Source organism: Enterovibrio norvegicus (genome assembly GCF_002876705.1).
GTDB classification, from domain to species: Bacteria; Pseudomonadota; Gammaproteobacteria; order Enterobacterales; family Vibrionaceae; genus Enterovibrio; species Enterovibrio norvegicus_B.
Window position 1 is genome coordinate 33,011 of sequence record NZ_MDAG01000029.1, and the last position, 15,193, is coordinate 48,203.

Genomic DNA, 15,193 nt, shown 5'->3' on the forward strand with positions numbered 1-15,193 from the left:
GCCTCTCGGCTGGTTTTATGCAGATAACGCAACAGCGCTTAGACGGTTACATCAAATCCGCTTTATCATCCGCCGCGATTTTGGCTTTGGCTTTATCAGCTTCAGCTTGCAGAAGATCAAACCACTTCTTGCCATCATCTACGTTCTCTTGGAACCAGGTGTACACAGGTGCAGCCGCTGCTTGGAACTTGGCTTTGTCTGCTGGCGATGGCACATAAAGCTTACCGCCTGATTTTTTGAAGGCATCATACGCTGCGATTGATTTACGCTTCGGAGACGCAAACGTCGCTTGCTGCAGTGCACGGAAACCATCAACGATCACTTTGCGCTGCTCAACAGGCATGTCCATGAACACTTCATTATTCATGTACCACAGTGCTGACATGTATGCGTGACCATCAAGCGTGACATACTTCAGGCCCGCTTCTGGAAATTTCATGCCCATGATGTCAGTGATGCCGTTTTTCGAGCCTTCAACCACGCCCGTTTGGAATGAGGTGTAAAGCTCAGGCCATGGGATTGGCGTAGGGCTCGCACCCAATGCTTTCACTAGCTCCTGAGGCAGATCAGCCACCACAGTACGGATTTTCAACCCTTCCATGTCACTTGGCTGTTTTACCGTGCGTTTGGTGTTAGCAAAATTACGCCAACCACCCGTGTTACCAATCGCCATCAAACGCAATTTGTTGTCTGTGTCAGCGAGGATTTCTTTACGCAGTTCACGCACAAAATCACCTTGAAGCACGGCTTCAGCGGTTCGATCATCAGGCAATACATACGGCAGATCCAACACTTGGATATACGGGAACATGTTCGCCGCGCCACCAGAGGTTGAAATATAAACATCAACAGAGCCATCTTCTACTGCTTGGATACACTCGGTGCCGTTGCCGCAAAGTTGGGTACCAATGAAAAGATCGACTTTAATCTTGCCGTTTGAGTGTGATTCAACGAAATCCTTAAAGACAACAAGACCATCATAATCTTCATCGTTTTCGTTCGAATTCGCGACGGCACGAAGGTTAAAATCGGCGGCCATTGTTGGCGCAGTCATTGCCATTGTCGACATGACAGCAGCCAGTCCGAGAGCACTTCCTTTCAATGCTTTATGCATTGTTTTTACTGTTGTTTTCATACTTCACCTTTCACATCCGTGGATAGCCAGTCGAACACTGACCTTGTTAAGGCGAGAACGTCAGTTCTCCGTTGCTTACAAACCCACTCACGCCAAGCCTAACCACTGCGGGATAGTCATAGACAGAGCCGGGAAAAACGTAATCAGGAATATCACCAATACTTCGACTGCCAAGAACGGCAATATGGCACGGGAGATGGTTTCCACTTTTTCACCAGACACACTGGAGGCGACAAAGAGCACTAGGCCCATCGGCGGCGTCGCAAGGCCAACCGTTAAATTGACGCTCATGATGATGGCGAAATGCACTGGGTCGATACCCAGGCTGATAAAGACTGGCGCCAAGATTGGGCCAAGAATAATGATGGCAGGACCAGCATCGAGGAACATACCAATCACAAAGAGTAAAATGTTGATCAAGAAGAGTAAGATCAGCGGGTTGTCACTGATGCCCAGCGTGAACTCCGCCATGGCTTCTGCTGCATGAGAAAGCGACACCACGGTTTTAAAGGCCAGCGCGGAACCCACCAATAACAAGATAACCGCTGACGATTTTGCACTGCTGGTAAAGATGTCTGGGATATCTTTCAATTTGACGGTTTTAAGAACAAACATTCCCACAACAAGGGTATACACAACGGCAATTGCCGATGCTTCTGTCGGGGTAAAAATACCGCCTAAGATACCGCCCAAAATGATCACAGGCGTGAGCAACGGCCAGAAGGCATTTTTCGTCGCCACACCACGCTCTCGCCACGTCGCTTTTTCACTGGCAATGGGCAAATTTTGGCTCTTCGCCATCAAGGCAATCAGCGCCATTAACCCACCACCAATCAACAACCCTGGCACCACACCCGCCGCAAACAATGCTGCGACAGATATTTCCATGGTGTAGGCATAAATGATCATGATGCCTGAAGGCGGAATGATCGGGCCAATCACGGACGAAGCCGCGGTAATGGCCGCCGCAAATTTTCGTGAGTAACCGTTCTTTTCCATGGCAGGGATCATCATGGAGCCGATCGCAGAGGTATCAGCCACCGCAGAGCCTGATAGCCCCGCAAACAACATGCTCGACATAACATTCACATGCGCCAAACCGCCACGCACATGCCCAATCAAAGACTGGGAAAAGCTCACCAAGCTCAACGTGATGCCGCTTCGGTTCATGACCTCTCCAGCCAACATAAAGAAAGGAATGGCCATCAGTGGGAATGAATCAATGCCGTTGTAGATGTTGCGAAACAGCAAAGGAATGTCGCGATCCATGCCTTCTGCATACAGCATTAAGCCCGGTGCAGTCAGCAGGGCAAAAAACACCGGCATGCCAAGCATGAGGATCAGTAAGAACAGAGGTAAAAACAGGATTAACATTTACAACCACTTCCCTATGTTGAGCGCGGGTTTGGGCATACTTCATGCCTCACGTTACCCATCGACGTGCCAATAAATATGGCTATCGCCGCTATCCTTTTTCCGTATTCGCGTTGATGGATGCTACCTCATCACCGCATTTGTCTTCAGGCGCATCATCATCAGACGACGCACTGTCTGGCACCAAAGCGCGAAGGAACAATTCAACATTCGCCAATAACATGGTGCCGAAGCACACAGGCATCGCGAGGTAAATCCATGCACGTTTCAAAGGAAACGACGCAGCGCGGGTACGAAATCCGCGGTCAAAAAACTCAAGGGCGACGACGAACAGTTGAACCAACACGGCAAACGCCAGCGCAAGCAGAAAGATTTTGATGAATCGGCTAACGCTGGCAGGTAAGTAGTTGTGAATCATATCGATCGAGACAAACATGCCTTTTCGATACGCTTCACCAGCAACCAATGCCATCATCCAAATCATCAATGCGCGCGCGACTTCTTCCGGCCAAGGTAAAGCGGAATTGAACACGTAGCGACACACCACTTGTAGCAAAATGCTGCCGACCATTAATGCCACCAGCACCCACGCGATCGATGAGCCAATCTTCCCAATGCGATCGTTGATCGCGGAAATTGCGGTTAAACTCGTCGTCATAAATGCCATTAAGCCACTTCTCCTACACGACCAAATCGGCTTTGCTCAAACACCAACCCCGAACCTTCACGGCCAGAGCTAAAGTCCGTCACTTTGCCCAACATGATGTCGTGATCGCCTGCAGCCACCACGCCATGCATATCACAGTCAAACCACGCCACAGCGCCAGAAATGATGGCGCGACCACTGGGTGCGCGCTCAATGTCGACATCGCTGAAACGTTCTTCGTGGCTTCCGCGGCAAAACTTCATCGCGAGTTCAGAGTGTTCCACGGCAAGCACACTTACCGTGTAACCGCCCGACTCAAGGATCGGCGCTTTTGACGACGATCCACTGTTTAAGCTCCACAGCACAATGGCAGGCTCAAGCGAGACAGAATTGAACGATGAACAGGTCAGCCCGTAATCTTCGCCTTTATGGCGCGCGGTGATGACCGTCACGCCCGTTGCAAAGCGTCCTAATGCGTTGCGCAGTTCCTTACTCATGCCACTTCCTCCCCGGCGGCTGCCGTTAAGAGTTCAAACCATGTTTCTCGGTCAATGTTCACCTTCAGTGCATCACTTGCGGTACGAATACGGGCGAGATTGTTGGTGCCAACCACAGGTAAAATGCCCGCAGGGTGCGCCAACAACCAAGCAACCGCAACTGCGTCAATGCCCACGCCGAAACGCTCTGCCTCACGTTGTAGCAAGGGTTTCACGCGCTGCGCTGCGTCGCCATTACCAAACAACTCACCACCCGCAAGCGGTGACCATGCCATCGGCTTGATGCCGTGTTGCTGCATAAACGCCAAGGTGCCATCGGTAAAGCTGTCACGCGCAAGCAAGCTCATTTCGACTTGATTGGTCACCAATGGGTTTTTCATGCCTGATTGGAGTAAATCCCAATCCCAGCGTTGGAAGTTCGATACACCAACGCCTTTCACCAAGCCTTCATCAATCAACGCATCCAGTGCTTGACCGGTGGCATGGTGATCCATGAAAGGATCCGGACGGTGAATCAGCAGTAAATCAAGGTGGTCGGTATTCAGGTGTTTTAACGAGTTATGTACTGACGTGCGGATGTGTTCTGGCGAGGTGTCGTAGTACTTCACGCGACGATCGGCGTATTTGTCGGACAGCAACATGATGTCGCATTTGCTCACGAGCTGGATTTGATCACGCAGTGACGGCGTTTTCGCCAACACTTGACCAAACACCGCCTCACATTCGTAATCGCCGTAAATATCCGCATGATCAAACGTGGTGATGCCTTGCTCTAAACACGCATCCACTTTCGCGCGGACATTCGCTTCTGAAGTATCAACATCGTCGGCTAGACGCCAAGCGCCATAAACAATGCGACTAAAAGCAGGTAAAGCGTCGTTCAGTTGGGTGTACTTCATTACTTTCTTTCTCCCACACCCAAAGGTGTTGCTGGTGTTGTTGCCGGCACACGGCCATATTCTTCTGGCATTGAACAGGTTTTCAGGTGTGGCAGAATTTTCTGGCCCACAATTTCACATTCGTCTTTGTGCGGGTACCCCGAGAAGATAAACGCGCGAATCCCCATTTTTTGGTATTCCTCAATTTTGGTCAGCACTTGGTCAACACTGCCTACCAAGGCCGCACCGCACCCAGAGCGCGCACGACCTACGCCCGTCCAAAGGTTCGATTCGGTATAACCAAACTTGTCTGCGTCTTCACGCTGCTTCGATTGAAGCGCCACGCCAAGGCTGGTTGCGTCTAACGCACGCTCTTTGATCGAGCGACCAAATTCATCGTCAAGCTTCGAAACCAATGATTCTGCATACTCTTTGGCTTCTGCTTCGGTATCACGCACCACCATGTGAACACGCAACCCGTAGTCCAAAGTACGGTTATGGCGCTGCGCCACTTCGTTAACAGCACGCATGCGATTCGCTAACATGTCTTGGGTTTCCGGCCACATCAGGTAGACATCACACTCGGACCCGCACAGCTCTAACGCATCTGGCGAGTAACCGCCGAAATACAGTAACGGGCCGCCATTTTGTTGATACGGGCGCACCGGATCTGTCGACAAATCGCTCAAGTTATAAATCTCGCCTTGGTAGCGGATTTCATCTTGCGTCCATGCTTGGCGCAGGATCTCAACCACTTCTTTCGAACGGCGATAGCGAAGCGCACTGTCTTCTTTTTGCCCAGGGAAATCAGAAGAAATCACATTCAGGGTAAGTCGCCCTTTCATGATGTGATCGAGTGTCGCTACCGAGCGTGCCAACATCGCTGGGTGCACTTCACCACAACGAATCGCAGCCAACAGGTTAATGCGCTCAGTCAGTGGACCCATCGCCGACGCGAAGGTCATGGTGTCTTGCCCGACTTGGTAAGACGAAGGACATAAAATATTACGAAAACCCTGCTTTTCAGCGGTGAGTACGATGTCTCGCGTGTTTTCCCAATTACTTCTCAAATTGCCATCTGGCACACCTAGATAGCGATAGTCATCACTGCAAATAGGTGCAAACCAAGACACCTCCGAGGCATCTAATCCTGCACTTGTGATGGGCACTACACTCATTGTCCAATCTCCCGCTCTTTTTCTTTTTAAACTCAATTCACGCACACCGAAAGTGCTTAACAATCAGCACCTAACGCTCCATGCGAAAATACCCACAAGGTAAATGAATAGTGAATGATTTGTTAAATAATGCTATAAGATAAATATGAAAAGTAAATCAATGCTGAATGAATTTGATATTGAATCAGCGCGAAGGTATCGCTATTGAGCGGTAACTCATTAAATTAAAAGCATTTATTAATTTCGAGAATTTTTGGAAATGAGTGAATCAACCCGATTACCCCTGTTCATTCAAATTAGCGAGCTGTTGCACAGAGAAATCACTGCTGGCTATTGGCTCCCTGGTGAGCGTTTGCCTACTGAAGCAGAATTGTCAAAGAAACTGGGGGTTGCGACAGGAACACTCCGCAAAGCACTCGCCGAATTAGAAAACAAAGGGCTTTTAGAGCGAAAACAAGGCTCTGGTACCTATGTAAAAGAAACATTGAGTGACAATGCCATTTACCACTTTTTTCGGTTAGAACTGGAAAGCGGCGGCGGGTTGCCGAATGCTGACTTTCTTAGCGTAGAAAAAATGCAGAACACCTATGTGGCCTCTTTACTCAGCCTGCCTTCGAATGCGCCATTGTGGCGATTTCGTCGCTTACGTCGTCTTGATCAGAAACCCGCAGCAGTGGAAGAGATTTGGATCGATGGGCGACACCGTACTGCCATCGATCCGCAGGAATTAGTGGAATCACTTTACGTGTATTACCGCGAGAAATTAGGTTTTTGGATCTCCCGCGTTCAAGACAGCATCACTGTCAGTAACGTGCCAGATTGGAAGCCGACAGAATTTGAGTTAGCTGAAGGCTCACCCTGCGGCTATATCGAACGAATGAGTTGGTCTAACCGAGACCGCATAGAAGAAGTTTCATTCACTTGGTTTGATCCCCATACCGTCCGATACGCCGCGCGATGGTCTTAAAAGACAGTCGTTCTTAACGACACTTTTCCCAATTTTTCATAAGGACAATGTAATGACACAACAAGGAACGCCTCTTCGCTACGGTATTCTCGGGTGCGGCATGATGGGACGCGAGCACATTCGCAACATTCAACTGTTAGACAATGTTGAAATCACTGTGTTGGCCGAACCAAATGCAGAAATGCGCGAGCTTGCTCATGCCCTCGTGCCTAACGCAACCTGCGTGAATGATTTAGAAGCCTTGTTAGCCACAGACAATGTGGACGCCATCGTGGTGGCAACCCCCAACTACCAACATGCAGAGCAACTGGTGGAGATGTTGAAACAATGTCCTTTGCCCATCTTGATTGAAAAGCCCGTCTGCACGCGCATTGAAGACGTAAACCTGCTGCTCGACGCCGCTGCCAGCCACCCCTCGCCTATTTGGGTAGCGATGGAATACCGTTATATGCCGCCTATCACCAAGTTACTCTCATTGCTCGATAGCGACGAAGTCGGTCAGCGTCATCTGTTTTCTATACGCGAACACCGTTTTCCTTTCTTGGAGAAGGTCGATGACTGGAACCGCTTCAACCACAAAACAGGCGGCACCCTGGTTGAGAAATGCTGTCACTTTTTCGATCTCATGCGTTTACTAACCCAAGCCAATCCGGTTCGCGTATTCGGCTCTGGCAGCCAGGCCGTGAACCACCGTGACGAACAGTACGATGGGCAAACCCCTGACATTCTCGACAATGCCTTCGTCACCGTAGAGTTTGGTAACGGTACGCGCGCCAGTTTGGAGCTTTGCATGTTTGCAGAAGGTTCACGCTACCAAGAAGAAATTTGTGCCGTTGGGGATGCGGGAAAAATTGAATGCTTCGTCCCTGGCCCTGGTCGTTTTTGGCCCACGGAAACGCTTGGAGAAGCCCCTGTTTCAAAAGTCATCTCTAGCCCTCGCAATCCGAAAGGTCCAAAACAGATGGATGTGCCTGTCGATCCAGAATTGCTAGAAGCAGGTGACCACAACGGTTCAACCTTCTATCAACATCAGAAGTTTCAGCGCGCCATCTTAGGTGAGCAATCTGTGGAAGTAACGTTGGAAGACGGTCTAAAAGCAGTCGTCCTAGGTCTTGCTGCACAAGAAGCCATCAAGCGACACAAGGTGATCAATATTACCCAAGGTGGATTAGGGTTTGAGGTGTAGCCTTGAACTAGATCTCTCAGACTTTGGCAGTTGCTGAAACAGTCACCCACGCCAACCGTTCAGCGTCATCGATAGCAAGAATTGAAAAATGTGAAAGCTATCCGCATAGAGTAAGTCTGACCGAAGTATTTTCATTTTCTTGCACAATATATTTGAACAAGATCCACAAAATTACCCTGTTTTTTTCTGTTCATACCTGACCTATCGTTACTACATCCAATAACAAAACAACTATCACCCATGTAGGAGATACGATCATGAAAACGACTTTAACAGCTCTAAGCCTTATCCTTGCTTCAATGACAGCAACTGCGATGCCTAGCCACAACCTAGACATCTCAGTGTTTGTTAACAACGGTGCTGCTACCGTAAAAGTTTTTCGAGATGGTATGCCGGTTGAAGGCGCATCGGTAACAACCAATAAATTCTCAGCGGTAACAAATGACGAAGGTTCAACGTTTTATAACTTGGTATCACAGCGCTCACAATATGTTGAGTTTACCGTTACCGATGATGAAGGTAATAGCCAAAACGTAAAGCGCTTCATTACACGCGAGAGATAATGAGATTCATTAGCAGTTAATATATTAAGCCCCTACTACTAGCTAGGGGCTTTTTTGTTTTAGCACGTTTGGATTTCAATTGTAAACTCATGCAAATGATAACTATTATCATTGACAGAGTGCATAGTTTGACGATATTGTGAGCAGGTAATGACAATAAACACGCATAAAAACAAAGAGACAATGAATGAAGAAACCTAGCCCTACATCGCTTGTTGTTCAATCCAGCACACAAATCACGCCTAACATGCAACGCATTGAGCTCCATGGTGAGGGATTGGCACGCTTTCCTGCTGATTGTGAAGGCGGCTACATCAAATTGCTGTTCACAAAAGAAGGCAGCGCGGATTTAAGCAACCTTGCCGACGGTGAACGCCCTGTCATGCGTACCTATACTATTCGAACGCTCGACTTCATGACCCAAACAATGACTGTCGATTTTGTACGTCACGAAGTCGATGATTGCGGTTGTGGCCATGCGGCGCGTTGGGCACTAAACGCAAAGCCGGGCGACACCATTAACATCGCTGGCCCCGGCACAATACAGAACATCAATGCAGAAGCCGATTGGTTCTTCATGGTCGCCGACATGACGTCTCTGCCAGCCCTGTCAGCAAAACTCAAAACACTGCCGAGTAATGCTACCGGCTACGCAGTCGTTGAAGTGCTGTCTCAAGAAGACATCCAAGCGATTGATTCACCTGAGGGCATCAAATTTGATTGGGTAGTAGCTGGCGAAAGTGAATCTCTTGCTGTTCGAGCGAAGCAAAAAGCATGGCTAGACGGCGACGTATTCGTCTGGAGTGCGAGCGAATTCGACACCATGCGCGAGCTTCGCCAATACTTCCGCAATGAAAAAGACGTCGACCGAGATAACATCTACATCAGCAGTTATTGGAAAAACGGTGTCACCGAAGAAGGCCATAAAGTGATCAAGCAAAAAGATGCGGAAGGCGTAGCGTGATCACGATGTAATCCTTGTGTGATTATGACGAAAAAACAGAAAGACAGTTGATAGAGGACTCGAGACGAGTCCTTTATCATATAAAAAAACCGCGAATCATGATCGCGGTTTTCTGTTTCTCACGCTAGAACCTAGTAGCCGTAGGCTCTATAGGCCTTGCTGGTACTGATCATTGGTGTTGATGGGAACCATTGTAAATAGCTCTTCTCGTACCGTGATATCACCATTAATCAGTTTCTCAAAATGCTTAACCAACTCTACTTTGTCAGCCTTCTCTTTAGAGCCGCCGCCAATGTTGGTTAAATCAATAAAGAACTCATCAAACAGGTGCGACAAATCGGTCACGATATCCATGTTCAAGAATTGCTCGTGGTTATAAATGCTTGGGTAACCGCCTTTTTGCTTGTCCACTGCGAATGAAACGCCCTTTACATTCGTTATGGTGGTCGCTTTTTCACATCGCAGCATACAACCCGCTTCAATGGCTGGCTTGTTGCAACCTACCGTCTGCTGGAAGAAGCACTGACGGCTCGTCATCATCAAAATCGGGTGATAAATGCTGTAAGCCAGTTTGAAGTTTTCAGGACGACGAATATCCTTAATTTGCATTCTATTGATTTCATTAGAGATGAAGGCACCCGCGCAATTTAGCGATTCTTTCATCGTAACAAGAGCATGTGAGTTTGTGGTGTTTAGGAATGGACCCGCAACCCACTCAATTCCCATCTCATACGCTTTGTAAGCAATACCTGTATTGTTCGTGACAATTCGCGCAGGCTTCACTTCTTCTAGTACTTTGACTGCTTCGTCATAGTCTTTGCCAATCAGTACCGCAGGGAACCATGGAATCAGGCGTGGGTTTTCTAGGAAAATATTGATGTATTTACGGTCACGCTTTTTAAAGCTTTCAGGCAACTTGAAGTAAATATCTGCGTCTGTCACATCACACACATTCAAATCTGCCACATCCGCAATCAGCATCGAAAGCGTTGGCTTTTCAGCCACTTTCGCTTGCTGCGGCAAAGCGGGTACATCAACGTGTTTAATGACCTCTTTAGAGCCATTCAACAAGAATGCGACACGATCTTTCAGTTCAGTGACTTCTCTTAATGGAACCGAGAGATTTTCATCAAGATCTGAGAAATCATATCCAAGCAGTTCGTAATTCGAATTGATCACGCCTTTAAAGCGTTTCTCTAATTCCGCAGATGTGATTGCCTTTTCGCTCACTTCGCGGAGCAGCGAAGTGGATGTCGCTTCAAATGCGTCTTGAACATCTTTGCTTGGTATCACAACCACAGTAAGTGGTTCACCTGCTGTTGCTTTGAACGCAATGGTAATCGCAATTTTATCAATGTCTAAGCCCTTCACTTTGTCTTCAAGCGTCGCGCCAATTGCGTTTTTGTCGTTATAAAGGTCTTTTCTAACATCTTGAATCTGCACAACATCAATCGCGTTATTTTTTTCAACGGCATAATTCACGCTGTTATCACGAGGGTTATCGATAAACATGTCTCTGGTTAAGTTGCCTTTCAGAAACTTGTTCGTAAGCCCACGGTTGAACACTTTGTGTAGATTCGAGTCGTCTTCATACAATTCGCCCGTTTCTACAAATTTGTTGATGTTCTTACGCCAGTTCTCAACAACGGTGTAAACGTAGTGCGCACCTTTAATACGACCTTCAATTTTCAGTGAGTCGACTTTCGCCTCAACCAATTCAGGAAGATCAAAATAGGCTGAATTGTCTTTCAAGTTGAGCGGGTATTTTGTGCCAACGTTTGTCACTTCGTATTCATCACGACACGCTTGGCTACAACGCCCACGGTTGCCTGAGTTACCGACGCTAACAGAGCTAGAATAACATTGACCAGAAAACGCAATACATAAAGAACCATGAACAAACACTTCCGTGAGCATGTCGTGTTCATGCGCAACGGCCGTCATTTCCTTTATTTCATCAATGTTCAATTCACGAGATAAGTTAACGCGAGAAGCGCCGACTTTACTCAAGAATTTTAATTGGCCTTCGTTGTGTGTGGTTAACTGAGTTGAAGCGTGAACATCTAACGTTGGAAAGTGTTTTTTGATCAGATTAAACACACCAAGGTCTTGTACAATAATGCCATCGATCGTTGTATTGACTAATTGATTTAATAATTTAACTAGTGACTTTATCTCACGCTCTAAAATAACCACATTTAGCGTTAGAAATACTTCACAACCGTATTCATGAGCTAATCGCAATACGCCATTTAACTCATCAAATGAAAGATTGGATGCACGGTTACGGGCATTGAATATATCTAAGCCACAATAAACGGCATTTGCCCCTGCAACGATGGCCGCTTTGATCGCTTCGACATCACCGCCTGGTGCCAATAATTCAAGTTTTCTACTCATTGTGAGATTGCTCGCTTCGGTATTTTATGTGGTAATTTTTGAGGGAGTATTCTACTCGCCTCACGCTTTCATTGCCACACACGGACGCTTTTCTTGACCTAGATCATGATAGAAATCTTCGTGAATCCCCTCCTTCTATCCGATAAGATGTCAAACAAGCCAACGTTTTTTAGGTACTTAGCCGATGACAGCGCCGATCCTTTACTCATTGCGACAATGCCCCTATGCTATGCGAGCCCGTCTCGGAATACTCCACGCTCGTCAAGTGGTAGAGCTCCGTGATATCGACATGAACAATAAACCGCAAGAGATGCTGTCTATTTCACCAAAAGGCACGGTTCCGGTTTTACAGTGCCAAGACGGCACAGTGAAAGAAGAAAGCATTGATGTGATGGTATGGGCGTTATCTTTATCTGATCCTAGTAACCTCCTCTATTCCCAAGATGACCAACAACTGCCCCTCATGTTGCGCTTAATACAACGCAGCGATTCCGATTTTGTCCATGCTTTGCAAAAATACCGCGCTGCTTCCCGCTACCACGATGACAATGCAATCGAATGGCGTGATCGATGTTGCGAATGGTTAGGAAACATTGAAAATAGGCTTACCCAACACGCATATATCATGGGCGACACGCCAAGTTTGGTGGATTTCGCCATTCTTCCTTTTATCCGCCAATTCTCTCGCGTCGATAAAAAATGGTACGCCCAATCGCCGCTTCCCCATTTACGCGCATGGCTGATTAATCATTACAATGACCCGCTATTTTCTAAAGCGATGGTGAGCCATCCGAAATGGAAAGAAGGTGAAGAGGGAGTGTTATTTGGGTTTAATCTTGCTGACGGGAAGTATTGTTAAAGAGAGACATCTTTTAATACGATCTTTTTCGCACCCAAAACTCACACACATGAAAAACAAAAAGGCCAAGTAACAATACTTGGCCTTTTATATTTTAAGTTGAAGAACTATTGATTAACGTACTCAACAGTTACTTAATCGCCTTATCATTTACTGAAATAAATGTTGTCTAAATAAACATCGACAGACTCATTGCTATCAGCTCTTGAAGCAGTGATAACAATTTGTGCAATCGCATCTCTTGATAAATCACCGCTGCCACTCGCATCGGTAAACTCATCTAGCGAAACACTCAATGTCACTACATCAGTACTTGAAGGAACACTGGTGTATTGAATCGCACCAGTCTCACCAGAGCCTCCAGCATGGTTAGACAACTTAATGTTAATCACCTGACCTGCTAACAAAGGATCGACTTTGTATTGCATGTTGAATGTCGTGAAGCTAGATGCATCAAATGCTGCCGAAGAGAAATCAATGCCGGCAAACACTTGACCTGCTTCAACATTAATCACTTTAGCTGGACTACCGTTAAGATCGCCATCAGTGATACGTGCTGAAGAGTCACCCCAGTTAGGGCCCCACTCATTTACAGTGATATCGGTGTAGTCATCACTGAAGATGGAAACAACGTCACCTGTTGTGTCAGTGCCGCCATCAGTACCACCATCGGTGCCACCGTCAGTGCCGCCATCATTAGCAGTCGGAGAGATGACAACATTGTCTATCACGTACTCAGAACCGATTCCTGTATCCCAAGCTGGGAACACCATAATCAGGTCAATTGCAGTGAGGTCTAGGCCGTTGTTCGACAGGTCGCTCAGGTTGAACGTGTAGTTCTTCCATACGTTCAACTCTGGAACAGTGTCTAAACGCAGCTCCACAGCTTCACTACCACCATTTGACTCTACTTTGAAGTTCCAAACATCAGCAGGTGTTTCACCTGCAGCAAGTAGCTTGATATCAAATGAGATGACACCTTCTACCATCCATGCATTCACATCGATTGGCTGAGGATCCGTAGCAACACCTTCACGAGAACTAAAGCCGTTCACTGTCGCATTAACCACCTCAAAGAAGGTCACAGCGCCGTAAGTCGCATCACTATCCGTCGTAACAGGTGGCGTCGTTCCACCACAACAATCCCATGCTACCCACTGCGGGTTAGCCGCATCGTTAAAGATAACGATTGGCGTGTTGTCAGTCGTGCCGCCGTCAGTGCCACCGTCTGTGCCGCCGTCAGTGCCACCATCGGTGCCGCCGTCAGTACCACCATCGGTTCCGCCGTCAGTTCCACCATCGGTGCCGCCGTCAGTTCCACCATCGGTGCCGCCGTCAGTTCCACCATCGGTGCCGCCGTCAGTACCACCATCGGTGCCGCCGTCAGTACCACCATCGGTGCCTCCGTCAGCACCACCACCGGTGCTGCCATCACTGAAATAGATATTATCGAGATAGATATCTACTGGCGCACTGCCATCCGCTCTTGCCGCAGAAATGACGATTTGTGCGATAGCATTTCGTGATAAATCACCACTGCCACTTGCGTCTGTAAATTCTGCAAACGGAATCGCTAGCGTAACGACATCTTCACTTGAAGGTACGCTGGTGTATTGAATAGCACCGGTTTCGCCAGCGCCGCCAGCATGATTTGACAACTTAATGTTAACCACTTGCCCAGCCAACAAAGGATCTACTTTGTACTGCATATGGAAAGTAGTAAGACTCGTAGCGTCAAATGCTGCTGATGAGAAATCAATACCGGCGAATGTTTGACCAGCGCCAAGCGTAATCACTTTAGCTGCGCTGCCATTCAGCGTGCCATCGATGATTCGAGCAGAAGAATCTCCCCAGTTAGGGCCCCACTCGTTCACTGCGATATCAGTAAAGTCATCACTGAACACAGAAACAACATTTCCAGTTGAGCCGCCATCGGTGCCGCCGTCAGTGCCACCATCGGTGCCACCATCGGTGCCACCATCGGTGCCGCCGTCAGTACCACCATCGGTGCCGCCGTCAGTGTCGGCTGCATTGAATGTGATGTTGTCGAAGTACATGACCGCATCTGCATCACGCGTAGTATCCGCATCAACAAAATCAGGGAACACAACTACGCCTGTTACAGGACCGTCATACAGGTCAGCGACAGAAGAGAAGTCAAACGTTAGTTCTTCCCATTGGTTAACAACCGTGTTGTCCGCAAGTAATTCTTGCGCATAACCACTTGCCGTTTCCAGTTTGAAACGTACTGTGCTGATTTTGTCTTTATACACCATCACACGAACAACGCTGTTGGTCGCATCAAGGGTAAATGGTTCTACGTCACGAGTGATTGCACCTGCCCATGGTTGGCCATTTTCACGTGCAATTAGCTTGGCTGCAGTCGCGGAGACATTTGCACCAGAGGTATCTGGGTTAGCAACAAGCTCAACTGCTGGGTTGTCATCATTTTCGAACACTTCCCACGTTACTGTGTTGGCTTCGAAGTCGATAATATCGCTCGCTGTGATAGTCACACCGCCATTGCCACCATCGGTGCCGCCGTC

12 protein-coding genes and 1 pseudogene are annotated in these 15,193 nt (G+C 47.8%); 5 read left to right on the top strand and 8 right to left on the bottom strand.

Annotated elements, in window-relative coordinates; genetic code table 11:
- Positions 1 to 46: 46 nt before the first annotated feature.
- The 6 genes from BCT27_RS15870 to BCT27_RS15895 all read right to left on the bottom strand — a co-directional run bounded on the left by BCT27_RS15870 (position 47) and on the right by BCT27_RS15895 (position 5,708).
- On the bottom strand, positions 47 to 1,135 hold the full coding sequence (locus tag BCT27_RS15870; protein ID WP_102396211.1) for a TRAP transporter substrate-binding protein: 1,089 nt from the start codon (positions 1,133 to 1,135) through the stop codon (positions 47 to 49).
- Between the two features lie 87 nt (positions 1,136 to 1,222).
- Entirely contained in the window at positions 1,223 to 2,509 is a 1,287-nt protein-coding gene (locus BCT27_RS15875) for a TRAP transporter large permease (protein WP_017009973.1), read from the bottom strand.
- 91 nt (positions 2,510 to 2,600) lie between these two features.
- Positions 2,601 to 3,176 (bottom strand): TRAP transporter small permease, encoded by a 576-nt coding sequence (locus tag BCT27_RS15880; protein ID WP_102396212.1) that lies wholly within the window; start codon positions 3,174 to 3,176, stop codon positions 2,601 to 2,603.
- The gene (locus tag BCT27_RS15885) at positions 3,176 to 3,652 is read right to left on the bottom strand and encodes a flavin reductase family protein (protein WP_102396213.1); all 477 of its coding nucleotides are present in this window, start codon (positions 3,650 to 3,652) and stop codon (positions 3,176 to 3,178) included. The genes BCT27_RS15880 and BCT27_RS15885 overlap by 1 nt, the downstream gene beginning before the upstream one ends.
- A complete protein-coding gene (locus tag BCT27_RS15890) occupies positions 3,649 to 4,551 on the bottom strand; it encodes an aldo/keto reductase (protein ID WP_102396214.1) in 903 nt (300 codons plus the stop codon). The genes BCT27_RS15885 and BCT27_RS15890 overlap by 4 nt, the downstream gene beginning before the upstream one ends.
- The gene (locus BCT27_RS15895; protein WP_102316839.1) at positions 4,551 to 5,708 is read right to left on the bottom strand and encodes an LLM class flavin-dependent oxidoreductase; all 1,158 of its coding nucleotides are present in this window, start codon (positions 5,706 to 5,708) and stop codon (positions 4,551 to 4,553) included. Before BCT27_RS15895 ends, BCT27_RS15890 begins: the two co-directional genes overlap by 1 nt.
- A gap of 259 nt (positions 5,709 to 5,967) precedes the next feature.
- On the opposite strand from BCT27_RS15895, the gene BCT27_RS15900 reads away from it, so the two are divergent.
- From BCT27_RS15900 to BCT27_RS15915, 4 genes are all read left to right on the top strand, one after another.
- Entirely contained in the window at positions 5,968 to 6,675 is a 708-nt protein-coding gene (locus tag BCT27_RS15900; protein ID WP_102316838.1) for a GntR family transcriptional regulator, read from the top strand.
- A gap of 52 nt (positions 6,676 to 6,727) precedes the next feature.
- A complete protein-coding gene (locus tag BCT27_RS15905; RefSeq protein WP_102316837.1) occupies positions 6,728 to 7,861 on the top strand; it encodes a Gfo/Idh/MocA family protein in 1,134 nt (377 codons plus the stop codon).
- A 257-nt stretch (positions 7,862 to 8,118) separates the two neighbouring features.
- A complete protein-coding gene (locus BCT27_RS15910; protein WP_102396215.1) occupies positions 8,119 to 8,424 on the top strand; it encodes a hypothetical protein in 306 nt (101 codons plus the stop codon).
- Between the two features lie 187 nt (positions 8,425 to 8,611).
- Positions 8,612 to 9,388, top strand: a complete 777-nt coding sequence (locus BCT27_RS15915) for a siderophore-interacting protein (RefSeq protein WP_102396216.1) — start codon at positions 8,612 to 8,614, stop codon at positions 9,386 to 9,388.
- 147 nt (positions 9,389 to 9,535) lie between these two features.
- Here the strand turns inward: BCT27_RS15915 and BCT27_RS15920 are convergent, their stop codons facing one another.
- Complete coding sequence (locus BCT27_RS15920; protein ID WP_102396217.1) at positions 9,536 to 11,788, bottom strand: peptidase U32 family protein; 2,253 nt, start codon at positions 11,786 to 11,788, stop codon at positions 9,536 to 9,538.
- A gap of 184 nt (positions 11,789 to 11,972) precedes the next feature.
- Between BCT27_RS15920 and BCT27_RS15925 the strand changes: the two genes are divergently transcribed.
- Positions 11,973 to 12,647 (top strand): glutathione S-transferase, encoded by a 675-nt coding sequence (locus tag BCT27_RS15925; protein ID WP_102396218.1) that lies wholly within the window; start codon positions 11,973 to 11,975, stop codon positions 12,645 to 12,647.
- Between the two features lie 146 nt (positions 12,648 to 12,793).
- On the opposite strand, the pseudogene BCT27_RS25675 reads toward BCT27_RS15925, so the two are convergent.
- Positions 12,794 to 15,193 (bottom strand): annotated as a pseudogene (locus tag BCT27_RS25675) (hypothetical protein); the annotation flags it as partial.

Bases quoted from the DNA above. Each gene is read 5' to 3' on its own strand.
- BCT27_RS15870 (WP_102396211.1), bottom strand. From the start codon at position 1,135: ATGAAAACAACAGTAAAAACAATGCATAAAGCATTGAAAGGAAGTGCT.
- BCT27_RS15875 (WP_017009973.1), bottom strand. From the start codon at position 2,509: ATGTTAATCCTGTTTTTACCTCTGTTCTTACTGATCCTCATGCTTGGC.
- BCT27_RS15880 (WP_102396212.1), bottom strand. From the start codon at position 3,176: ATGGCATTTATGACGACGAGTTTAACCGCAATTTCCGCGATCAACGAT.
- BCT27_RS15885 (WP_102396213.1), bottom strand. From the start codon at position 3,652: ATGAGTAAGGAACTGCGCAACGCATTAGGACGCTTTGCAACGGGCGTG.
- BCT27_RS15890 (WP_102396214.1), bottom strand. From the start codon at position 4,551: ATGAAGTACACCCAACTGAACGACGCTTTACCTGCTTTTAGTCGCATT.
- BCT27_RS15895 (WP_102316839.1), bottom strand. From the start codon at position 5,708: ATGAGTGTAGTGCCCATCACAAGTGCAGGATTAGATGCCTCGGAGGTG.
- BCT27_RS15900 (WP_102316838.1), top strand. From the start codon at position 5,968: ATGAGTGAATCAACCCGATTACCCCTGTTCATTCAAATTAGCGAGCTG.
- BCT27_RS15905 (WP_102316837.1), top strand. From the start codon at position 6,728: ATGACACAACAAGGAACGCCTCTTCGCTACGGTATTCTCGGGTGCGGC.
- BCT27_RS15910 (WP_102396215.1), top strand. From the start codon at position 8,119: ATGAAAACGACTTTAACAGCTCTAAGCCTTATCCTTGCTTCAATGACA.
- BCT27_RS15915 (WP_102396216.1), top strand. From the start codon at position 8,612: ATGAAGAAACCTAGCCCTACATCGCTTGTTGTTCAATCCAGCACACAA.
- BCT27_RS15920 (WP_102396217.1), bottom strand. From the start codon at position 11,788: ATGAGTAGAAAACTTGAATTATTGGCACCAGGCGGTGATGTCGAAGCG.
- BCT27_RS15925 (WP_102396218.1), top strand. From the start codon at position 11,973: ATGACAGCGCCGATCCTTTACTCATTGCGACAATGCCCCTATGCTATG.